Below are 23557 nucleotides of genomic sequence, written 5' to 3'. Positions count from 1 at the left end.
TATTGAACGACCAAGCGCTGTCCGTCCGCATCAACGATTCCTTATGCTGACGCTCAAAGAAACGGCCAAGCTCACAAAAGAATTATTTTATATTTCTTGAGATCCAAAAACTTAATAAATTCCTTTGCAAGAAATTGTGGTGACTGTGTACTTCCTTCATTCAATCGATAAAGGATCAAGCCGATTATCATACCTGATACATAGTAGGCATATATTTCTTTTCCTGCATGGATATTCATTGGTTGTTTAAGATAAAACCGGCTTAAATGCTGAAGCATTTCAGGAATGGGATCAGGGATTCCAAAATCAGCATTAATAAAATGCACGATGGAAGTATGTTCAGACAGATAGGAAAAAAGGGTAACAAGTATTTCTTCGGACTTTTCGAGTGTCAATTCTTCAGGGTTCATATCTACCGTAAAAATTTCTATCAGCGATAAACAAGAATTCTCAATCATAGCGCTTAGTAGTTCTTCCTTACTCGAGTAGTGGTCATAAAAAGTGGCACGCCGAATATTCCCTCTTCTGGCAATATCAGAAATGGTTATAACAGAGTAATCCTTTTTCTCCAAAATCAGTTCACCCATCGCCTCCTGCAACGCCTGCCTTGTCCGGATAATGCGGCGGTCCAAATGGTGCTCATCTTTACTGGAATCCTCTACTCGACTCCCAAAAAGCCAATAAAACCTTTTTTGGGAAATCAAATCCCAAACCTGCTTACTGATCAGTTCTGGAGAACGTTCCATTCCTTCCTTCATCCAATACAAGATAATAGAATATGTGTATAGGACCCGGTAGTGCTTAAAGAGATCCTGTTCCATAGGGGAATAATATTGATTCAGCGGATATAACAGGACATCTTTACTGAAAATTTGTAAGAAAAAATCATGAAAGTTTATATATGGCCGTTTATTGCGGTTCATCATGGCTCTAAAAAACAATTTATTTTCTGCAACATAGGATAACGTGGGATGGACCTTCAAGTTCATATGCTGTAAGTCAATGAATTCTTCCTTCTTCAGCCAATTATAGATTGCTTTTCTTAATCCTTCAGCTTTTTCCGTGACAATCTCCTGAAACATATCGAACTTATCGTCGTAATGAAAATAGAGTGTTCCCCTGCTGACATCGGCATGTTCAGCAATTTCCTTCATGGTTATAGTAAGAATATCTTTTTCCTTGAGCAAAGATATAAATGAATCTCTTATTTTAGCTGTAACGATCTCAGAGTGTCGATCGTGATTTTGTGACACGGGTGCTCCCCCCAGTTTTCAGTTACTTTTTAAACATCTTTCAAGGATATGTACGGTAACGTATATATCCTCTGCGATTGTCTTTTTACAAGAAATCTTCAATCTTATAATAAGTTTGTGAAATGGATTTAGCAATCTCCATTTCCTATTATTTCAGTTAAAGGGGAGAGGACAAAGATGGATACTCAAACAAGAATGGATATTCAACGAGTATTTGCCCTTCAAAAAAGGCATCAGAAAGAGATGCGGGCGACAACAGCCCAACAAAGGAAAGCGAAATTGACCCGCTTCCTGGAAGTTGTCGAGGCACATCAGGAAGAAATTATCGAAGCCGTTCAGCAGGACGTGCGTAAGCCTTATACAGAAGTTCAAAGAGCAGAAATCTTTGGAACAATCAAATCCATTAAGGATAACATAGAAAATCTTGATAAATGGATGGCTCCAAAAGAAGTGGGATCGTCTTTAAGTGCTGACGCTAAAGGAATCCTGATGTATGAACCCCGCGGGGTTTGTCTGATTCTCGGACCTTGGAATTATCCTTTTATGCTGACCATGGTTCCTCTGGCTACCGCGATTGCAGCTGGTAATACAGCAATGGTGAAATTGTCTGATTTCACCATGAAAACAAGCAATATTGCTGCAAAGGTAATCCGGGAAGCATTTGAAGAAAAAGAGGTGGCGATCTTTGAGGGAGAGGTTGATGTAGCAACAGAGCTTCTTGACCAGCCTTTCGATCATATTTTCTTCACAGGCAGTACAAATGTAGGCAAAATCGTTATGACAGCTGCTGCTAAACACCTATCCTCTGTGACTTTAGAGCTTGGCGGAAAAAGTCCAACCATCATTGATGAAGGATATGATCTACTCGATGCAGCAAAAAAAATCGCTGTTGGTAAATTTGTGAATGCCGGGCAGACATGTGTTGCTCCTGATTATTTATTTATCAAAGCGGAACAGCAAGAGATGTTTACAGGAATGCTCCAAAAGGTGGTTCAAGCCGGCTTTCTAAAAGAAGACGGAACAGCTGACCGGTCAAAATTCACGCAAATTGTAAATAACCGTAATTTCGACCGTGTTAAAGCTCTCTTTGATGATGCCTTAGACAAAGGTGCAGAGGTTGTATTCGGCGGTCAATTCGATGAAGAAGACCGTACCATTTCACCGACTGTCCTGAAAAATGTGACTCCGGATATGAAGATTATGCAGGAAGAGATCTTTGCACCGATTCTGCCGCTGCTTAATTACGATTCTTTAGAGGATGTCATTGACTATATCATCGATCGTGATAAGCCGCTTGCATTATATGTATTTAGTGAGAATCAAGAGGTCATTGACCATGTTCTTGAGAATACGACCTCTGGAAATGCATCTATTAATGATGTAGTGGTTCACTTTACAGACACTAACCTGCCGTTTGGCGGAGTGAATACAAGCGGAATCGGCTCTTATCATGGTGTTTATGGATTCAGGGAATTCTCCCATGAAAAAGGCGTTTTAATCCAGGCAGCTAAATAATCTAACTGACTAACAAGGAGCGTATGACAATGGGCTTAATGAATAAACCATTCAATTTAAATCTAAACGTAGATTTGAAATTCGGACTTAACATCGTCGAACAGGAATTGGCTGACAGCATCAAAAATGCCAATGGGAAAAAAGCTTTTATCGTTACCGATAAAGGCCTGATTGATTCTGGTGTAGTAGATAAAGTCGTGAGTCCTTTAACAGATGCAGGAATTGAATATTATGTATTTTCAGATGTACAACCGAATCCGCCTGCAAATTCTGTTATGGCAGGAGTCGAGAAGTATAACCAAGAAAAGGCGGATATGATTGTCACTATCGGGGGCGGAAGTGCGATCGACTATGCAAAAGCATTGGCTGTCGGTGTTACACATCCTGGATTTGTTTTGGACTACAGCCTTGGCCGGAAACCGATCGAGGACATAATTCCTCCATTATTTGCAATTGGGACTACTATTGGAACTGGGTCTGAAGTAACTCGTGTAAGTGTTATAACAGATACTGACGCAGGCAGAAAACTAGTACTGGCCTCATCTTATCTTATTCCTAAAACAGTGTTTGTCGATCCAATGTTAACTCTTGGACTTCCAAGACAGCATGTTGCAGCAACAGGTGCAGATGCCCTTGTCCATGCTATCGAATCATATGTCTCACTGCCTGCGAACCCATTCACCGATGCACTTGCCTTGCAAGCTATTCGTATGATTTGGGAAAACCTTCCGCAGACCTATGCAAATGCTGATAACATTGAAGCCCGTGCACAAGTACATCTGGCGAGCACACTTGCGGGAATGTCATTCACGATTGCAGGACTTGGAATGGTGCACTCCTTATCCCATCCTATGTCAGCAAGGTACCATGTACCACATGGCCTGGCAAATGCTATAATTTTGCCGCATATTATTGAGCATAATATACCGGCAAATCCAAAGAAATACGCAGATATTGCCCGCATGTTTGATTCAAGCCTGGCAGCAGTGAGTGATAGGAAGGCTGCAAAATCCTTAGTGCAACTTGTTCGTGATTTCTTGCGTTCTATTGATATTCCAGAAACGTTCAGCTACCTTGCAGTTGACTTTACAGAAGATAAAGTGGAAGAGCTGGCAGAGGATGCCATGAATGATCATGGGACGGTTCACTATAACCCAAGAAAAGCAGTTAAAGAAGACATCATGACTATTTATAACAAGGTATTACCGGCAAAAAATTAATATAAAATGCAAAAAACCCTCCCAAAGCGGTACTTAACCCTTTCAGTACAGAGGGAGAAACCAATAAATTGAAAGGTAATTTGCGGTACAATTTGCATAGCATTTTGTATCGGCTTTTTTATCAGCATATTAATGGTTTCGGTGGTTTTTCGCTTATTGCTGCATACTGATTTGCAGGCCAATTTGCACTACCGCATAAATTTATGTGGTGTTGCAAACTGGTCTGCATTTTTTGTTGCAAATTTGTCCGCGGATGCGTTAGTGCCAGATACAATAGATGGGAAGATGAAGGGGAATAACCAGTGGGAGAAAAATAAAGGGAGATTTTACCGTTAGATGTAGAGTAGACGTGGTTTTTGCGGAAAATAAGGGGAGTTTTTCCCTTTTTACAAAGCAAAGCTGCCTATCTTCACGTTTTTTGAGTCAAATAAGAGGAATTTCTCCCTCTATTTAAGCTGTTTTCAATACTATTTGCTAATTAAGGGGAATTTTTCCCTCTATAAACCTCAATTAGCAGAGAACCTGGTCTCATTGCTGAAGAATGCAAAGTTTAACGGGAAACCCGCTGTTCAACCGATCTGGGGCTTACTTAAATAATGCATAATAGAAGTGAGGAGCTGCAAGGTCGTTGGCAGCTCCTCTTTTTTGTGCAATTTTTCATACATATTACACTTCAAAACAGCCTGCAAAAGTCTTTGTATTTTACCCGCAAAACCACCAGCAAATATGCATTTTCTCCCACTCAACCGAACGAGTTAAAGCGGTACTTTGGGAGAATTTTTTTGTCATGAAGTTTACTGCTCTACTCTACTGACAAAATGAAATATTTTCCTTGAAATTTCTCCAGTTAAACCCGCTAATCATCTCAGGATGCCGCAATAACCAGCAATAAAGTGATATATATAATGAATCAAGAACAGATTCCCTGGCGATTTTGCTTATTTTAAGGAATTATGAAACTGGCAGCAACAGTTCTTTAACATGGTAAGAAGGACAAACACGCCAGCAACCTGGTTCAGGAACAATTCCTTTTAAAAAATGAGAGACAGGCAAAAGGCAGTCTTAATCCCTCCAGCAGCAAAAGAAGAGCCGGCCTATGACCTTTTTCTTCTCTTAATACGCACGTGCCCAATATACAAGCTGTTTGGCTTCTTTTCCGCAGCAAACACATTCTTCTGAAACGCTCTCTTCTTCAAAAGGAATGCAGCGGGAGGTTGCGCCTGTTTCTTCTTTGATTTTGTCTTCACACGACTGATCTCCGCACCACATGGCTTTGATGAATCCTTTGTTGGTGTTCAGTTTTTCAGCAAACTCTTCAAAATTGACCGCAACACTTGTTTTTTCTTCGCGGTGCTTTAAGGCTTTGTCGAACAGATTGTGCTGCACGTCATTAAGGAGCTGAGCAATTTTGCTCTCCAGTTCATCAATGGCAACAGTCACTTTCTCGCCAGTATCCCGGCGCACTATGATGACCTGGTTCTGCTCAATATCACGAGGGCCAGCTTCTAAACGAAGAGGGATTCCTTTCATTTCATACTCATTGAATTTCCAGCCGGGCTTTTTATCGCTCGCATCGATACCGACGCGGAAGGAATCAGCTAATCTGTCCTTAAGGTCATACGCAAAATCGAGCACGCCATCCTTATGTTGGGCGATTGGGACAATCATCAATTGTGTTGGCGCCGCTTTTGGAGGGATGACCAATCCTCTGTCATCGCCGTGGACCATGATCATGGCACCGATAATGCGCGTTGTGAAACCCCATGAAGTCTGCTGCACATATTGGAGATTGCCTTCCCTGTCAGAGAACTGGATTCCGAATGCCTTGGCAAATCCGTCACCTAAGTGATGGGACGTGCCGGATTGCAGGGCTTTTCCGTCATGCATAAGGCTCTCGATTGTGTAAGTATATTTGGCGCCTGCAAATTTTTCTTTTTCCGTTTTTTTCCCTTTGATCACCGGTATGGCAAGGATGTTTTCGCAAAGCTCCGCATAGACCTCAAGCATTTTAACCGTCTCTTCATGAGCGTCCTCGTCTGTTTCGTGGCAGGTGTGGCCTTCCTGCCAAAGGAATTCAAGGGTGCGGAGGAAAGGTCTCGTTGTTTTTTCCCATCTCACTACATTTGCCCATTGGTTATATAGCTTAGGCAAGTCGCGGTAAGAGTGGATGATATTTTTATAGTGCTCACCGAAAAGAACTTCTGATGTTGGGCGGACACAAAGGCGTTCCTGTAATTCTTCATCGCCGCCGTGGGTGACCCAGGCCACTTCCGGAGCAAATCCTTCGATATGGTCCTTCTCTCTTTGCAGCAGGCTTTCAGGAATGAAAAGGGGCATATAGACATTTTCATGTCCTGTTTCTTTGATTCTTTTATCCAGTTCATCTTTAATGTTTTCCCAAAGGGCATATCCGTATGGGCGGATGATCATTGATCCCCGGACACTGGAATAATCAATCAATTCGGCTTTTGTTACGACATCGGTATACCACTGGGCGAAATCTTCATCCATGCCAGTGATGTTTTTTACAAACTCTTTTCCCATTCCTTACACCTCCGATTTTCTTGTGAAAATGGTTGTTGATTACCGCTCCAGGTGTCCGGCTCCGCGGGGCCAGTGCCTGCGGGTTCTCACTTGTCCCGCTGATTCAGCAGGAGGCAGCACACCTTCCTCCCCAAACAATCAATGAAGTTGGAAAAACGGACTAACAGCATGATGATCATTAACACATTTGAACATTTCCTCTTGGTAAGCTTGAAGATAATTAAAACAAAAAAAGCCCTGCTATGTCAGGGACCAGAAAAACTGGCGGTACCACCCTGTTTCAAAGCAAAGCTTTACACTCGTATCATGATAACGGTTTGAACCGCTGTATGCGCTACAGAACTCAGGAGGCAGGTTCGAATGGCAGCCAATAGGAGCCTTGCAGCCGGGAGCTCCCTCTCTTGTCAGTGACCGGATCATTCTACTAATCCTTCTTCAATGTTTCAGTATTTTTAAGTATTATATTTTGCCCGGAAGAAAAAGTCAATTCATATTTTTCTATTCTGTTCCAGATACAAAGGAAGCACCTTGTGCCTGGAACCACGGCGTGACTGAAAATTAGAAAAACTGGCTAGAATGCTAATAGAATATGTGAAAAGGGAGAATTGATCATGATCCAGGTAAAGGTGTTTGATTATGAGCATGAAAAGGATTTGGAGAAGGATATGAATAGTTTTCTTAAGTCAGTGGATGAGAGCAGTATCGTCGATATCAAATATCATGTGGCGGCCATGCCTGAAGACGATGATGATGAACAGATTTATTGCTTCTCGGCGATGATTGTTTATAAAAAGTGATGGGTGTTACTTTAGCGCTTTAAAGCAGCCGGGGACTGTCCCCGGCTGCTTTAAAGCGCTAAAGCGTTTCAGACACGAGAAAGACCGGTCAATGCAAAAAGCTTTGACCGGTCTTTTCATCAGTATTGTTCCAATGCACTTAATGCAGCGTTTGCACCAGCGAGCCTTCCTGTGACAAGGGCGGAGGTGATGTTGTATCCGCCTGTGTAGCCATGAATATCGAGGACTTCGCCGCAGAAGAACAGCCCGTCCATTTTTTTTGAAGCCATCGTCTTGGGATGAATTTCTTTAATAGAAACTCCGCCGCCCGTTACGAACGCTTTCTCGATGGAGAGTGTTCCATTTACAGTGAATGTGAAACCTTTGGCAAGACGCGCAAGTTCCCTGATTTTTTCCCCTGAGAGGGTGATTCCCTTTTGGTCGGGATCGATTTCAGCTCGTTCCAGCAAGAACATGAGATATCGTTCAGGCAAAAAGCCCTTCAGGCTATTTTTGACGGCTTTTTTCTCTTCTTCCTTTTTGATGAGCGAATTCAATTCTTGAAACAGCATTTCCTCGTTTTTTTCGGGAATGCTGTCGATGTGCATGGTCACATGTGTCAGGTTCCATTTTTTCATTGCTTTGACGACATACTGGCTGCACCGCAGCACGGCAGGCCCTGAAATACCAAGATGGGTAAAAATCATGTCCATCTTGTGGGTGATCAAAGATTTTCCTTTTGGATTCAACACACTCAGCTCAACGCCGCGAAGAGACAATCCCTGTAGTTCCCGTTCCTTGATGAAAGGTTCATCAGAAGTCAAAGGCACTTCCGTAGGGAACAAATCAGTGATCGTATGTCCGGCGGCTTCAGCCCAAACATATCCGTCCCCTGTTGAACCTGTATGGGGGACCGATTTTCCACCTACTGCGATGATGACCGATCCTGCAGTAAAGGTTTCACCGCTTTCCAGTGTGACACCTGCAGTGCGCCCATCCTCATAAATGACTTCCTGGACTGGGGAATTTTTCCGAACGTCCACCCCCAGTTCAGCCATACGGTTGAGAAGGGCATCGACGACGGATTGTGCCTTGTTTGAAACAGGGAACATCCTGCCGTGATCCTCTTCCTTCAGCTCGATCCCGAGGTTTTCAAAGAAGGCGATGATATCTTCATTATTGAATTCCGAAAAGGCGCTGTAGAGGAAGCGCCCATTTCCAGGGATGTGTTTGATGATTTCATCAATGGGCAGTCTGTTTGTGACGTTACAGCGGCCGCCGCCTGAAATCGCAAGCTTTCTCCCCAGTTTGTTTCCTTTATCAACCAGGAGGACTTTTCCGCCGTTTTCTCCGGCAGCGATGGATGCCATCAGTCCAGATGGTCCGCCTCCGATTACAATTACATCATATTTCTTCAATAGTTCCACCAACTTTCACGCTGTCACGCTAATTTTAATGGTATTTGCCATAGATTACAAACGATTCCCCAATAGCTTTCTAGTTGTGTTTCAGATGTCTGAATAGTAAACTACCTATAGTGTGAAATTAGAAGTTTCGGAAGGGAATTTTTATGTCATCGACTTTAATTAGAGGTACGTTTATTTTAACGCTCGGCGTATTTATTTCAAAGTTTCTCGGTCTTTTTTTTGTTATACCGTTCTACGCTTTGCTTGGCAATGAAGTTGCACCGACTTCCTTGTACTCATATGGATATATCCCTTACACGATTTTTTTGACGATCGCCACAGCGGGTGTGCCGCTTGCGGTGTCAAAGTTTATTTCAAAATATAATTCACTGCAGGAATACAGCGTCGGAAGGAAATTGTTCAAATCCGGTTTGGTTTTGATGACCCTTACCGGCATCGTTTCATTTCTGATTATGTATGCCTTTGCACCGTTCTTTGCGAAAATCACGATTCCAAGTGATGAACAAATCATTACAGTTGCACAGGTTACGACGGTCATCAGAGCCGTCAGCTTTGCCTTGATCATCATCCCGTTCATGAGTTTGATCAGGGGATTTTTCCAAGGGCATAATTCGATGGGCCCGACGGCCGTTTCGCAGGTCATCGAGCAGATTGTCCGGATCGTCTTCTTGCTGGTCGGTGTGTATGTCGTTCTTTATGTCATCAAGGGCGACATGACGACTGCCATCAGTGTGGCCACGTTCGGGGCATTCATCGGTGGGGTAGCAAGCCTCGCCTCCCTGATCTGGTACTGGTTTAAGCGAAAACACCACTTTGACAAGATGCTGGAAGAAGATAAAGGAACGATTGATATCTCATTGGTGGAAATCTATAAAGAAATCATTGCCTATTCGATTCCTTTTATATTTGTTGGGATTGCGAATCCGTTGTTTCAACTGGTCGATCAGGTCACCTTCAACAGGGCGATGGGGACGATTGGAAATGCCGATAATGCGGACACAGCTTTTGGAATATTAACTTTTGCGGCACACAAGCTGGTCATCATCCCGGTTTCTCTTGCCACTGCCTTTTCAATGTCTCTGTTACCTTTAATCACATCAGCGTTCACCCAGGACGACTATGGGAAGATGAACCGTCAGCTGGACCAGACTTTTCAGATTCTGCTGTTCCTGACGGTTCCCGCAGCTTTGGGAATCTCTTTACTGGCTGAGCCGACCTATACATTGTTCTACAGCCATAGTGATTTGGGGACTGAGGTATTGAGGACGTATGCCCCTGTCGCGATTTTATTTGCGCTATTTGCCGTTACCGCAGCAATCCTGCAGGGGATCGATAAGCAAAAATACACGATTCTCAGCCTGCTTGTCGGCTTATTGATCAAATTGGCATTGAATATACCGTTGATCAAATTGATGGAAACCCAAGGTGCCATCCTTGCTACAACACTTGGATACCTTGCCGCAACAGTCATCAATCTTATCGTTATAAAGATATATGGGAACTATCAATACAAAACAGTATTCAGGAGAGCCTTGCTGATTGTGATGTTTAACCTGGTTATGGCTGTGGTTGTCGTTATTCTGTATGGAATCCTGTCTCAGTTTCTTGATCCTTCAGCTAAGATGCAAGCGATTCTGCTTGTGGCGATTTGCGGTTTGGCCGGGGCGGGCATTTATTTCTACTTGAGCTTCAGGTCAAGGCTTGCCGACCGATTGTTCGGTGAGCGCGCCGCCAAGGTCAGAAGGAAGTTGAAGCTGGGCCAGTAGTAATTCCTTTTATAGAAACCAATAGTAAAGGTACAATAGGAAGAGATGAACTTTAATAGTAAAGTCACCTCTTCCTTTTTTATGTTAATGTGAACGGGTTCTTAACCCAGTTTCCTTTAAAACCGATCCACCTGTCGTTCCAAACGTTCCACCCTGCGGTCAAAGAGCTGTATCTGCCTTTCTGCATGATCTTGATTTGGTATCGAAAGAACTGTATTCGCCGCCAAAACTTCCGCCATACCCGGGTATTTACGGGAACGGCGGCTGTGGAAAGAAATATCCGCCCTGTCCCTATTGTCTAGGTTATATATGGGCACACCCCGCAGTTAATATACTCACTACAGCCTATGCACTATAGAAGGGGATAGGCCGACACTTAAATGAATGGGAAGTGACCAAGAATTGAGAATCGATAAATTGCTATCCAATATGGGATTTGGGAGCAGAAAAGAAGTGAAAAAGCATCTAAAAGGCGGAGGGACCCTGGTTAATGGGGAAACGGTCAAAGACCCCAAGTTCCAGGTCGACCCTGAAAAAGACATGGTTACCGTCCATGGGGAAGAAGTGGTATATAGAGAATTTGTTTACCTGATGATGAATAAACCGCCCGGAGTCCTGTCTGCTACAGAGGATGCTGAAGGGGAAACCGTCATAGACCTTCTTGAAATGGAAGACCAAATATTTAATCCATTTCCTGTAGGAAGGCTTGATAAGGATACAGAAGGGTTGTTGCTGATCACAAACGACGGCCAGCTTTCTCATCAGCTTCTTTCCCCAAAAAAACATGTCCCGAAAACCTATTTTGCAGTGATAGATGGAGAAGTGACAGAAGAAGATGTGAAGGCTTTTGCAGAAGGTGTTACATTGGATGACGGCTATGAAACCAAACCGGGGGAACTGGAGATCATCTCTTCAGGTCTGCGTTCCGAAATCAATTTAACTATATCCGAAGGCAAATTCCACCAGGTGAAAAGAATGTTTGAATCGGTTGGCAAAAGGGTCATCTATCTTAAAAGAATATCAATGGGACCGCTTCCTCTTGATGACACACTTGAACTTGGGGAATATCGGGAACTGACGGATGAAGAAGTGGAGGGATTGAAGGATTATAAGATAGATTAAGGAATGTCTTATGGAAGTGTCTGTGGTACTTTTGGGCTGGAGATGCTCACTTAAAGGCCAATTGATCTTGAATTCGCTAATCTGCAGAAAAAGAGCTTGTGCACAAGGCACCAGCTCTTTTTTTGTTTTATAATAACATTTCCAGTTTCAGCTATGTAGCTAGGAGGTCATCTTAACCTTCTTTTCCGTCGTTGTCCACTGGCCCCGGCAAGGACTCTCTACTAAGTCATTGTAAGCCAAAACATTCAGATCTCTTTGAATGGTGCGCGGAGTAATACTGAACTCATCTACAAGGTCCTGTGTGGTCACAGTGCCATTATTTTTAATATAAATGTAGATGGATTTTATTCGTGTCAGCATTCGATTTGTTGAAGGTTTCAAAGAACCACTCCCTCATCTTTTTTCCCAAAGGCAAGCCTGCATACAGCTTCAGAGTTTCTACTCATCAAGGAATATATTCCGTTTGAGACAGCTCCTTTTCATTTGGTTTTCATAGATGCCGGAACACTTTTATTGTACTCCTCTTAAGCCGTGATTTCTAGAAAAATGTCCAAATTTACAAAAAATTAAATGTTTCTTAAATAGCCTGATACATTGATTATATGTAGATGACAGAAAAAAATTAAAAAAATCAGAACCTTTTTTTCTGATAAACCGTATTTACTAGAGGAGGGAAAAGTGATGAACATTCTAAACGTAGATATTAGTAAAGGCGGATATGAAACAGGGACACCTTTGATACACTCGATTTCATTTTCAATAAAGTCAGGTAAGATTCTTGGGATGATTGGTTCCAATGGAGCTGGGAAAAGTACGACGATCAAGGGAATGCTGGGCTTGCTTCCATTCATGGAAGGAAAATCGGATATCTCTGAAGGGATTTCCTATTCCTATATCCCGGAAAGACCGATTTATTATGATGAACTGACGCTTTGGGAACATATTGAGTTTGTCGGCACAGTGGAAAAAATCCCTCAAGATGTCTATAAGCAGAAAGGCGAGGAACTCTTGAGAAAGTATCGGCTATTTGAGCATGCTCATCAATTTCCGACCACTTTTTCAAAAGGGATGCAGCAAAAGGGGATGATTGCGCTGGCTTTATTGACTGAGCCGCAGCTGCTCATCATAGACGAACCATTTATCGGGCTTGACCCGAATGCGACAAAACTTATGCTGAAGTCACTGGAAGAAGAAAAGGCAAGAGGAGCCGGCATCCTGATGTGTACTCATGTCCTGGATACAGCTCAAAGGATTTGCGATGATTTTGTCGTCATCAACAAGGGATCATTGATTGCTGCTGGTAATCTTGAGGAAGTTTTAAAGGAATGCGGAGCGGAAGGCGGCAGCCTTTATGATTGCATTCCGGATGAAGAGAGGGAAGATAGTGAGTAGTTTTTCGCTTTTCCTGCGAAGATTCAGGGACTGCTTTTTATTCCAATACAAGGTAATCAAATCAATTGCAGACTGGACCATCATGCTTTATCTTATTGTTCCATCAGTTATCATCGGCTCAATGATTTACCGTTCGTGGTGGCATGAGATTCCCTACTGGGCTGCGCAGATGCCGTTTGAAATATTTTTCCTGATTCCTTTTGTCTATATTTTGGCAGGGTATTTCAGGACCTATCTATTGGGGGCCGATCAAATTTTTCTGCTTAAAGATCAAAGGCTGTTCCTCGGGTTGAAAAAATGGGGTGTCATCAGCACGTATAGTATGACACTGCTGATGACGGCATGCATCGGTCTCCTTCTGGCCCCCTTTTGGCTGAATCACTACAAAGCAGGCACTTCAGAGTTCTTGGTGTATCTGTTATTCCTGCTTTCATCGAAGTGGAGCCATATTGCCGTAAAAGGAGTTCTCGCAGGATTTCAGAAAAGTTGGAAGAGGCCCCTGCTTTTTTTACTCGCAATTGTTTTGCAGTTGCAGCTTTGGGGAGCCGCCTATCAATTGATCGACTCGGCCCAGTATGTTCTGCTTGCTGCTGCCGGCATTCTTTTGATTGGCATTTCTATTGTCATGAACCGCAGAAGGATATATAGTAAAAAATCCATGCAAAGGGATTTGAGAATTGAAGGGATGCTGAAAGTAAAGTGGATTGCGATGATCTTTATGTTTTCATATCAGGTGGAGAAGGAACCGGTGGCATCAGAGAGAAGCAAGCCGAGACTGTTCAGGAAATCACAGACCCTTTTCAAAAAAAGAACTCCATTCTTTGGTTATCTTGAATTATATTCAAAAGTCCTGATCAGGAATATCACCTATAGTGCGACTTACTTTCAATCGATCGGAACTCTTTCATTCTCACAGGTTGTCCTCCCGCCATTGTGGCTGAAGCTTGGTGCCGCGGGGTTGGTGGCGTTGTCCATCCTTGCCTGGAATGAATGGGTGTGGCACAAATTGTTCGCTAATCATCCCATTGGCAGTAAGTATAGTGACGAAACTGATAGGCTCAAAGCACAAAGAGCAACCAGGACACTTGCCTTCATTCCATTTTTCATCGTGCTCGCCTTTTCGGTGCTGAGTTATTATGGCGTCTTTTAAGTGCTGCCGTTTTTGAAAATCCAGATACCGGATACAAAATTGGGAATTTATAAATGGCACCCAGATATAGGACCTAAAAAACACGCAAGGATTTGCATGGCGGCAGATAACGTTTAGAATAGAGAGTAGTCAAACATTTTGATAAAGGAGACTCATGAATGAATATTAACTGGATGCAAGAAGTAGAAAAACGAAAAGATGATTTACTCGCAGACCTGCAAACGTTCCTGCAAATCAAGAGTATTCTTGACGAAGAAAATACAACAGAAGAAGCTCCACTAGGTGAAGGGGTCAAAGAAGCACTTACATATCTATTGAATTTAGGCGAAAAAGACGGCTTTACAGCTAAAAATGTGGACCACCTCGCAGGACATTTGGAATTCGGACAGGGAGAAGAGCTGCTCGGAATACTTTGTCACGTTGATGTCGTTCCGGAAGGAGATGGGTGGAGCGTTGATCCGTTTAGCGGTGTAATCAAGGATGGCAAGATTTTTGCCAGAGGTGCCATGGATGATAAAGGCCCGACGATCGCTGCTTATTATGCCATGAAAATCGTGAAGGAATTAGACATCCCTTTGGATAAGCGTGTCCGAATGATCATCGGTACGGATGAAGAAAGTGACTGGCGCTGTGTCGAGCATTATTTCAATGTAGAAGAGATGCCGACGATGGGCTTTGCGCCGGATGCTGATTTTCCAATTATATATGCTGAAAAAGGCATCGCGGATTATGATCTTATCCTAGCGGCAGATTCTACTGGAAAAGATTCAGGAATTACAGTGCAGAACTTTGAATCCGGCAGGCGTTATAATATGGTTCCTGATTTTGCGAAAGCGAAGCTGTCAGTGTCATCTGATCATTCGACACTTGTGCAGGACTATGAACAATATATGAAAGTCCAAAGCCTTACAGGAAACTACTACATGGAAAATGGTGATCTCTTCCTTGAACTTGAAGGTGTCTCATCTCACGGGATGGAACCGGACAATGGTAAGAATGCAGGATTGATCCTTGCTGATTTCTTGAGCACAGCTAAAATCGACTCAGCATCCAAGAAGTATTTTACCTTTATTAAAGAGTATTTCTGCGGTGATTCCAGAGGGAAGAATCTCGGAATCAATTATGAAGATGATATCACTGGGCCGCTGACTATCAATGTAGGAAAACTTAGGTATGATCAACAAGATGGCGGTTCACTTGGTTTGAATATGAGATATCCGGTTACGTTCAAACTGGACGATGCAAAAGCAAAAGTGGAAAAGCTTGTGTCTCAGCAAGGCTTCTCGATTGAAAACTTCTCTGATTCCAAGCCGCATCACGTGGATAAAGATCATGTATTAGTGAAAACCCTGCAAAAGGTTTATGAAGACCAAACGGGTGATAAAGGTGAATTAGTAAGTATCGGCGGCGGAACGTATGCCCGTTCCCTGGAGTCAGGAGTGGCATTTGGCCCATTGTTCCCGGGACGAGAGGACGTCGCCCATCAAAAAGATGAACATATGTTTGTGGAAGACCTGCTCAAAGCAACCGCCATTTATGCACAGGCAATTGCAGAGCTTGCAAAAAAATAGTTTCGAAAAGGGAGAGAAGAAATTGGAATACGTTATTCTCAATGGTCAGATCCTAGAACGAGATAAAGCGAAAGTGGATATTGAAGACAGAGGATATCAATTCGGAGATGGTATTTACGAAGTCGTCCGTGTGTACAATGGGACGTTTTTTACAGCTGATGAGCACCTGACAAGGTTGTTTGAAAGTGCCGCCAAAATTGGTATGACACTTGGCTATACTTTGGAAGAGCTGAAAAATCTTTTAGCTTCATTGGTCCAAAGAAATAATATTAAGGATGGAACGATTTATCTTCAGTTTTCCCGCGGGGTGGCTGCGAGACAGCACCATTATCCTGCAAAGGATGTTGTGCCTGCTTTTACTGCTTATACAAAAGAAGTGGAAAGGCCGAAAGACAAACTGGAAAATGGCGTCCATGCCAAGCTGGTGGAAGATATGCGCTGGCTGAGATGTGACATCAAAAGCCTGAATCTTCTTGGGAACATCATGGCGAAACAGGAAGCGGCTGAATCTGGCTGTTTTGAAGCAATTCTTCATAGGGGAGACACGGTGACGGAAGGATCATCCTCGAACATGTTCATCGTCAAGGGTGGTACCATCAAGACGCATCCCGCAACCAACCTGATTCTGAACGGGATTACCCGCAGAGTCATCCTGGATATATGCAAAGAGCAAAACATTCCTTTCAAAGAAGAAGAGTTTACAGTGGAGGAGCTTCTCGCAGCCGATGAAATTTTCCTTGCCAGCACCACTTCAGAAGTGATGCCGATTGTAAAGGTCGTTGGGAAAGAGTTTGAATCTCCTGAGCCTGGCGAAGTAACCAAAAAACTGCAAGCCCGATTTGAAGAGAAAATTGCTCTGCAGTGCAATTGAATAGATAGATAAAATAAACAGCCTTTTCCAGGGCTGTTTATTTTTGTATTCACACATTCACACATTCACAGATTGCTCATTTGGACTATTGAATTCCTGGAGTCATTTAATCAAAAGGTTGATATAAACCATTTAGTAAGGAATCAACCAAATTTTCACGTGGCTGGCGGAATGGGCTTTTCAGCAGGGAATGCACCAAAATGGTGGTGGTCACTTAGAAAAAAGGTTGCTTTGTTCTAAGTGACCGCTGTTTCTGTTTTTATGGGTTAAAGTGGATGGTGAAATGATATTCAATTTGAAAAAAAATAAAAATATGAAAGATTTTTGTTGAAAAAATAGCGCTTACATTATAATATGAATACGTATTCAAAAATATGATATTTCTGAAAGTTGGTGAATGATTGGAGAAAGTAACTGTTCTTGGATGTGGAACAATGGGTCACTCGATTGCTTTGAATGCGGCGTGGTTCGGCTTTGACGTTGTTATGCAGGGAGTGAACGAAGAAGACATAGACCAGGGATACACCAAGCTTTTGAAGAAGCTCGAGCTTCTGGTCGAAAATGGTTTGATTCTTTCTGAAGAGGTAACAACTATTAAAGACCGAATGACCGTCACCACCTCGATAGAAGAAGCTGTTAAAGAAGCAACCTTTATCATTGAAGCAATTCCAGAAAATATCCACTTAAAAAAAGAAATTTTCACTAAATTGGATGGACTTTGCAGCCCGGAAGTGATTTTGGCAAGCAACACCTCAGGCCTTGATCCCACAGAGATTGCATCCAATACAGCTCATCCGGAACGGACAATCGTGACTCATTTTTGGAATCCGGCCCATCTTATCCCTTTGGTTGAGGTGGTTAAGGGAGAACAAACAAATGAACGAACACTGGAAAGAACGTTTACCTTAATCAATAAAATGAGAAAAAAACCCATTGAAGTGAAAAAATCGATTCCAGGTTTTGTTGGGAACCGCCTGCAATATGCTTTGTTCCGTGAAGCACAATATTTATTGGAGGAAGGGATTGCAAGCAAGGAAGATATTGATGCAGCCGTTACGTACGGGATCGGGCGCAGACTTCCTGTAACGGGACCGATTATGACGGCTGATATGGGAGGGCTGGATGTCTTTTCTGCCATTTCTGATTATCTTTTTCCATCCCTGACTAATGCTGACTCTTCATTCCCGACTCTCAGAAGTTTGGTAGATAACAAGAAACTGGGAGATAAAACAGAGGAAGGGTACTATAAATGGGATAAAGCGTTTTCGGAAGAAGTGAACCAGAAGAGGGAACAAGAGCTCATACGGTTCTTAAAAAGAGACCTTGGTGCTGAAAAGAGGGGGAATCCATATGACATCATTTCCTGATCTTGAGAACAAATCGGTCCTGGTCACAGGGGGGAGCAAAGGAATCGGAAAGGATATTGCATTGGCTTATGCCAAGCAGGGCTCCAAAGTGGTGGTTGCCGGGAGACAAGAGAAAGATTTACAACAAACAACTGAAGAACTCCAGCAATATAACCCAAACTGTTCTTATGTTTCCGCTGACCTATTGCAAGTATCTGAGATTCAGAGGTTGATTGAGACAGCAGTCGGGCATATGGGGACCCTTGATATTTTAGTAAACAATGCCGGAGTGAACCGGCCGAAGCCAGCTATGGAAGTTACAGAAGAAGATTGGAACCTGACATTGGATACAAATTTAAAGTCGGCATTTTTCTGCAGCCAAAAAGCTGCTGAATACATGATTCCGAAGAAATCAGGAAGAATCATCAATATTGCTTCCCAGATGGCTTTTGTCGGGTACTGGAAACGTGCTGCCTATTGTGCAAGCAAAGGCGGAATGGTCCAGTTGACGAAGGCGCTGGCGGTAGAGTGGGCAGCACATAAAATCAATGTGAATGCAGTCGCTCCCACTTTTATAAAAACCGGCCTTACTGAAAAAATGTTTGAAGATAAGGAATTTGAGAAGGACGTGTACAGCAGGATTCCCTTAGGAACATTGTCTGACCCAGAGGATGTAACGGCAGCCACTCTTTTTCTTTCTTCCCATATGGCCAAATTTATTACAGGTGAAACAATTAAAGTAGATGGCGGCTGGACGGCTATTTAATTTTGCATACGTATTCAAAAAACTTTAATGGAGTGAATTAATAACATGGCGATCTATATTAAAAAAGGAAAGAACGACCAAGAGGTTCAAGAAGCAGATGTAAAAGTAAGAGAAGCAGTAAGCAATGTTCTTACATCCATAGAAGAAAACGGGGATAAAGAAGTTCGTGCCCATTCAGAAAAATTCGATAAGTGGTCCCCGGAAAGCTTCCGATTGACTGACGAACAAATCCAGGAGATTGTACAATCTGTTCCTGAACAAGTCGTTCATGACATCAAGTTTGCGCAGGAGCAGATCCGAAATTTTGCTCAGCATCAAAAAGAGTCCATCCGTGATATTGAAGTAGAAACGATGCCAGGAGTATTTCTGGGGCATAAGAATATTCCGGTGAACAGTGTTGGCTGCTATATTCCTGGAGGCCGTTACCCAATGGTTGCTTCCTCTCATATGAGTGTCCTGACAGCAAAGGTTGCCGGAGTGAAAAGGGTGGTTGCCTGCACACCGCCGATCAAAGGGGAAATCCCTGCAGCAACCGTTACTGCTATGTACTTAGCGGGAGCAGATGAAATCTATATTCTTGGCGGTATTCAAGCGATGGGTGCGATGGCAATCGGGACTGAAACAATTGAGCCTGTAGATATGCTTGTAGGACCGGGGAATGCATTTGTTGCTGAAGCGAAGCGCCAATTGTATGGACGAGTTGGCATTGACTTATTTGCTGGTCCAACTGAAACGCTTGTGATCGCCGATGAAACAGCTGATGCAGAAATGATTGCTACCGATCTTCTTGGCCAAGCTGAGCATGGTCCAAACTCACCGTCAGCTCTTATTACCACTTCGGAAAAATTAGCAAGGGAGACAGAAACAGAAATTGAACGTCAGCTGCAGACGCTTCCAACAGCAGATGTAGCAAGTGTTTCCTGGAATGACTATGGATCTATCATCCTTGTAGAGAACATTGAAGAAGCCCTTTCTGAGGCAGATAAGCTGGCATACGAGCATGTGGAAGTATTGACTGAAGATCCAAAGTACTTCCTGGAAAACATGACGAATTATGGAGCTCTTTTCCTTGGGCCAGAAACAAATGTAGCGTACGGTGATAAAGTCATCGGCACCAATCATACTCTGCCGACAAAGAAAGCAGCCCGTTATACAGGTGGACTTTGGGTAGGGAAATTTTTGAAAACCTGCACTTATCAGCGTGTTTCCCCTGAAGCAAGCGTGAAAATCGGAGAATATGCTTCCCGTTTATGTGACTTGGAAGGGTTTAAAGGGCACCAGGCCCAAGCTGACCTGCGTGTAAGACGTTACAAGAAGTAAGACGAAAACAGCAGGATATTTGATATAATCTGTCTAGACAATAGGCAGGAGGAAACAGTATTGAAAAATAAAAAAGTAACAGCAATGGATGTCGCTCGCTTGGCCGGTGTTTCCCAATCGAGCGTTTCCAGGGCTTTTAGTAAAAATTCCAGTATTTCACCAAAAAAGAAGAAACTCATCCTTGATACTGCCGAACAGCTTGGGTACCAGCCAAATGCGATTGCAAGGGGACTGATCACAAATCAGTCAAGGATCATCGGAATTGTTATGAGGGATATCCAAAATCCTTTCTATCCTGAGGTCTTGAAAAAATTTCATCATCAACTTGCAAAAGAAGGATATCAAGTGATGTTCATTAACTCTCAGAACAATGAAATATCTGAAAATGAGATTTATCAGTTGTTTGAATATAGTGTGGAAGGCGTCATCATCACAGATGCCCTCCTTACCTCTTCAACTGTGGAGAAATTCACTAAAAATGGCATATCCGTAGTGCTTTTCAATCGATATGCTCATGACTCCTTAAGCAATGCAGTTGTATGTGATAACAACACTGCAGGCAGAAAGATCGGGGAGTACTTACTAAACAAAGGACACAAAAATCCAGCATTTATCTCTGGACCGATCAATACCTCCACTACTGTTGAGCGTCAGCATGGATTTCGGCAGGCATTAGCAAGTCATGGAATCTCAAGATTCTTGATTGAGAATGGCCACTATACCTATGATGGAGGCTATCAAGCAGCCGAAAGGTTAATGAATCAAGACAAAAATCTTGATGCCATATTCTGTGCCAATGATATTTCAGCATTCGGGGCAATTGACTTCCTGAAAAAATCCGGCTATAGGATACCGGAGGATATATCGGTCATCGGTTTCGATAATGTCTCAATGTCAGACTGGTCATCCTATTCATTAACTACCTGGCATCAGCCTGTTGATGAGATGGTTGATTACACTGTCAATCTCTTAATGGATAACATCAACAAGATAAAAGATGTCCCGGAGATTCAGAAAATAGAAGGCTGTCTCGTCGAAAGGGGCTCTGTATTGGATCGAAGCCTAAAGAAGAGAAGTTGATTTTTGGGAACAGGGGGAACGTATGTTAAGTATGATCGGACTACTTGGGGGGATAGCACTTTTAATCATTTTGACAATGAAAGGAATGAATTTGCTATTATCTGCCCCCCTTTCAGCTTTGGTTGTTGCACTATTCAGTAATTTACCGATTTTCCCTCAACTGGCTGATGAAGGAGAAGCCAGTTTTCTGTCAAACTATATGGAAGGGTTTGCAGGCTTTATTACCTCCTGGTATCTGATGTTCCTGTTTGGAGCCATATTCGGCAAGTTAATGGAAGATAGCGGGGCAGCGGACAGTGTGTCAAAATGGATTATTCAAAAGATTGGTATGAAACAGGCTGCTTTGGCAGTAGTCATAGCATGTGCGGTATTAACGTATGGAGGAGTCAGTTTATTTGTCGTTGCCTTCTCTGTCTATCCGATGGCGTTAAGTCTTTTTAAGGAAGCTAATCTGCCAAGGCGGTTTATACCAGCTGCTCTAGCGTTCGGATCTACGACATTTACCATGACATCTGCCGGGTCGCCTGAAATCCAAAACTGGATTCCGATCCAATTCTTGGGAACCTCTCCCTACGCGGGCTGGGAAGTAAGTTTTATCGTTGCCGTCTTTATGATTGTGTTTGGGTACTGGTGGTTAAAGAAAATGATCAACAAAGCTGTAAGAAATGGAGAAAAGTTTGATGCACGAGAAAATGATCCGGCATTCGTGCGGACCGACCTGCCCAATCCATTTCTAAGTATGGTACCATTGCTTGTTGTACTTGTCATTTCCTTTCTGTTTCATGATTCATTAGCACAATCAGCTTTGATTGTCGCATTGTTGGGTGGATGTATTATGACCTATGTACTGAACCGCCAATATTTTAAAAATGTTTGGGAAGCTGCTACAGAGGGAACTGTGGGTGCCCTGATAGCGATTGCCAACACGTCGGCGGTTGTGGGTTTTGGTGGAGTGGCAAAAGCAACCCCGGCATTCGCTTCAGCTGTCGATTTCATGACGAATATTCCTGGGAGCCCCCTAATTGGAGGAGCGCTTGCTGTATCAGTTATTGCCGGCTTAACAGGTTCTGCCTCTGGAGGTCAATCTATTGCCCTGCCGCTTCTGGCACCTCACTATATTGATATGGGTGTAGTACCTGAAGAATTGCATCGTGTCGTTGCTATCTCTTCAGGGTCGATTGATTCACTTCCTCATGGGGGATATGTGGTGACGACCATTCGTGCCATTGCAGGTGAAGAACATAAGGATGCCTATCCAGCATTTGGTGCTTTGACTGTTATCGTTCCTATACTGGGAGTCATTTTAGCTGTTGTACTCTTCTCCCTATTTTAATTAAAAAGCTGAACATAGTAGAAGGCTGCCTCTAACTGATTAGGGGCAGCCTTTTTTGGTTTGTAGACAACGAACGTATGTTATTCATTCAGAAGACGGATAATCTTCTTCAGGAATTCTTCTCCTTCAAATGACAGCCCTTTATTTTTATTGGAGATGATCCAAAAATAGTTGAGGATTTTCCCGGGATTCATGAAAGGAATAATTGCCAGATTCCCTTTTTTTACATCAGGGTGGTTTTTAAATGTGAAGTTGTATACCAGTGATGAGGCATGACCATCCAAAAGAGCACTTTTTAATACTTCAATATTATTGGTGGTGAAAAGAAGGGAAGCGTTGGGCAGGTATTGATTGTTAAATTCATTGGAACGTTTGGAGCTGTACATGACCATCTTTTCTTCTTTCAAATCCTCTAACGTTACAAACTCCTTCAAATAAAGGGGGGAGTCCTTTCCTGCACAAACGCAGGCGTATCCTGTATAGATTAACTTATAGTCAATAAAGTCACTGATATGGATGCCGTTTAGTTCTTCTTCACTGAAAGGGGAGAAGGCAAGGTCGATTTCTCCATGAATAAGTTTTTGTAGAATTTCATCTTGGTCCAACTCAATGATTTCTACTTTCACATGGCTAAGATCCTTGTTAAAAAGCAAAAACGCATCATACACAACGTAGGTTATGGAAGGTGAGCATCCTATCTTAAGGTATTTTTCTTCTTTATTCAGAGAAAGTTCCTCAAACAAATTCTCGAGGCTGGAAATAATTTCATTTCCTCTTTTGATAATTTTTTTTCCTTCTGATGTCGGTACCGTCCCTTTTCTGGAACGTAGAAATATGGTCACACCTAACTCCTTTTCTAATTGGGAAATGGACTGGCTTAAAGCTGAGGGAGATAGGTGCAGTCGCCCGGCTGCTCTTGTAAAAGATCCTGCTTTGCTGATTTCCAGCACATACTTAATTTGTTCCAGATTCAATGTTACTAACGCCTCACTTAGTTTATTTAAGCAGAACTTAACGTATGTTTAACATCATTAAATTTACATTAATACTATCACGTTTTATAATTTTTTAGGAGTATAAAATACCAAATTCTGTTTATTTTACT

Annotated in this window: 19 protein-coding genes; 14 read left to right on the top strand and 5 right to left on the bottom strand. The window is 42.7% G+C overall.

From position 1 onward, the window contains the following. Positions 1-71: 71 nt before the first annotated feature. The gene (locus AC4E8A_RS18435; protein ID WP_490195160.1) at positions 72-1253 is read right to left on the bottom strand and encodes a TetR/AcrR family transcriptional regulator; all 1182 of its coding nucleotides are present in this window, start codon (positions 1251-1253) and stop codon (positions 72-74) included. 177 nt (positions 1254-1430) lie between these two features. Between AC4E8A_RS18435 and AC4E8A_RS18430 the strand changes: the two genes are divergently transcribed. Then, positions 1431-2768: an aldehyde dehydrogenase family protein gene (locus AC4E8A_RS18430; protein WP_490195157.1), complete on the top strand. Its 1338-nt coding sequence runs from the start codon at positions 1431-1433 to the stop codon at positions 2766-2768. 29 nt (positions 2769-2797) lie between these two features. Further along, positions 2798-3988 (top strand): iron-containing alcohol dehydrogenase family protein, encoded by a 1191-nt coding sequence (locus AC4E8A_RS18425; protein ID WP_490195155.1) that lies wholly within the window; start codon positions 2798-2800, stop codon positions 3986-3988. A 1113-nt stretch (positions 3989-5101) separates the two neighbouring features. On the opposite strand, the gene proS is transcribed toward AC4E8A_RS18425, so the two are convergent. Beyond that, complete coding sequence (gene proS, locus AC4E8A_RS18420) at positions 5102-6532, bottom strand: proline--tRNA ligase (RefSeq protein WP_490195153.1); 1431 nt, start codon at positions 6530-6532, stop codon at positions 5102-5104. A 611-nt stretch (positions 6533-7143) separates the two neighbouring features. Here proS and AC4E8A_RS18415 point away from each other — a divergent pair. Further along, positions 7144-7329, top strand: a complete 186-nt coding sequence (locus tag AC4E8A_RS18415) for a sporulation protein Cse60 (RefSeq protein ID WP_490195151.1) — start codon at positions 7144-7146, stop codon at positions 7327-7329. 119 nt (positions 7330-7448) lie between these two features. Here AC4E8A_RS18415 and AC4E8A_RS18410 read toward each other — a convergent pair whose 3' ends face one another. Next, positions 7449-8678, bottom strand: a complete 1230-nt coding sequence (locus AC4E8A_RS18410) for a BaiN/RdsA family NAD(P)/FAD-dependent oxidoreductase (protein WP_490198933.1) — start codon at positions 8676-8678, stop codon at positions 7449-7451. 200 nt (positions 8679-8878) lie between these two features. On the opposite strand from AC4E8A_RS18410, the gene AC4E8A_RS18405 reads away from it, so the two are divergent. Then, on the top strand, positions 8879-10501 hold the full coding sequence (locus AC4E8A_RS18405) for a putative polysaccharide biosynthesis protein (RefSeq protein WP_490195150.1): 1623 nt from the start codon (positions 8879-8881) through the stop codon (positions 10499-10501). Between the two features lie 402 nt (positions 10502-10903). Then, entirely contained in the window at positions 10904-11623 is a 720-nt protein-coding gene (locus tag AC4E8A_RS18400; RefSeq protein ID WP_490195148.1) for a pseudouridine synthase, read from the top strand. 159 nt (positions 11624-11782) lie between these two features. Here AC4E8A_RS18400 and AC4E8A_RS18395 read toward each other — a convergent pair whose 3' ends face one another. Further along, positions 11783-12004 (bottom strand): DeoR family transcriptional regulator, encoded by a 222-nt coding sequence (locus tag AC4E8A_RS18395; RefSeq protein ID WP_119546235.1) that lies wholly within the window; start codon positions 12002-12004, stop codon positions 11783-11785. Between the two features lie 300 nt (positions 12005-12304). On the opposite strand from AC4E8A_RS18395, the gene AC4E8A_RS18390 reads away from it, so the two are divergent. The 9 genes from AC4E8A_RS18390 to AC4E8A_RS18350 all read left to right on the top strand — a co-directional run bounded on the left by AC4E8A_RS18390 (position 12305) and on the right by AC4E8A_RS18350 (position 22452). Then, complete coding sequence (locus AC4E8A_RS18390; protein WP_490195146.1) at positions 12305-13015, top strand: ABC transporter ATP-binding protein; 711 nt, start codon at positions 12305-12307, stop codon at positions 13013-13015. Then, a complete protein-coding gene (locus AC4E8A_RS18385; RefSeq protein WP_490195144.1) occupies positions 13008-14165 on the top strand; it encodes an ABC transporter permease in 1158 nt (385 codons plus the stop codon). The genes AC4E8A_RS18390 and AC4E8A_RS18385 overlap by 8 nt, the downstream gene beginning before the upstream one ends. A 158-nt stretch (positions 14166-14323) precedes the next feature. Continuing rightward, on the top strand, positions 14324-15736 hold the full coding sequence (gene pepV, locus AC4E8A_RS18380) for a dipeptidase PepV (RefSeq protein WP_490195142.1): 1413 nt from the start codon (positions 14324-14326) through the stop codon (positions 15734-15736). Between the two features lie 22 nt (positions 15737-15758). After that, a complete protein-coding gene (gene dat, locus AC4E8A_RS18375) occupies positions 15759-16607 on the top strand; it encodes a D-amino-acid transaminase (protein ID WP_490195140.1) in 849 nt (282 codons plus the stop codon). Between the two features lie 401 nt (positions 16608-17008). After that, a complete protein-coding gene (locus tag AC4E8A_RS18370) occupies positions 17009-17974 on the top strand; it encodes a 3-hydroxyacyl-CoA dehydrogenase family protein (RefSeq protein ID WP_490195138.1) in 966 nt (321 codons plus the stop codon). Beyond that, complete coding sequence (locus tag AC4E8A_RS18365) at positions 17958-18719, top strand: SDR family NAD(P)-dependent oxidoreductase (RefSeq protein ID WP_490195136.1); 762 nt, start codon at positions 17958-17960, stop codon at positions 18717-18719. Before AC4E8A_RS18370 ends, AC4E8A_RS18365 begins: the two co-directional genes overlap by 17 nt. A gap of 45 nt (positions 18720-18764) precedes the next feature. Continuing rightward, the gene (hisD, locus tag AC4E8A_RS18360) at positions 18765-20039 is read left to right on the top strand and encodes a histidinol dehydrogenase (protein WP_490195134.1); all 1275 of its coding nucleotides are present in this window, start codon (positions 18765-18767) and stop codon (positions 20037-20039) included. Positions 20040-20099: 60 nt separating this feature from the next. Beyond that, the gene (locus tag AC4E8A_RS18355; protein ID WP_490195132.1) at positions 20100-21119 is read left to right on the top strand and encodes a LacI family DNA-binding transcriptional regulator; all 1020 of its coding nucleotides are present in this window, start codon (positions 20100-20102) and stop codon (positions 21117-21119) included. A gap of 22 nt (positions 21120-21141) precedes the next feature. Continuing rightward, complete coding sequence (locus AC4E8A_RS18350) at positions 21142-22452, top strand: GntP family permease (RefSeq protein ID WP_490195130.1); 1311 nt, start codon at positions 21142-21144, stop codon at positions 22450-22452. Between the two features lie 80 nt (positions 22453-22532). Here the strand turns inward: AC4E8A_RS18350 and AC4E8A_RS18345 are convergent, their stop codons facing one another. Beyond that, positions 22533-23426, bottom strand: a complete 894-nt coding sequence (locus AC4E8A_RS18345) for a LysR family transcriptional regulator (RefSeq protein ID WP_490195128.1) — start codon at positions 23424-23426, stop codon at positions 22533-22535. Between the last annotated feature and the right edge of the window lie 131 nt (positions 23427-23557).

It is taken from the genome of Bacillus sp. SRL337, assembly GCF_984799155.1.
The sequence above is the reverse complement of the archived record's forward strand: the minus strand, read 5'-3'. Positions and strand labels throughout refer to the sequence as shown.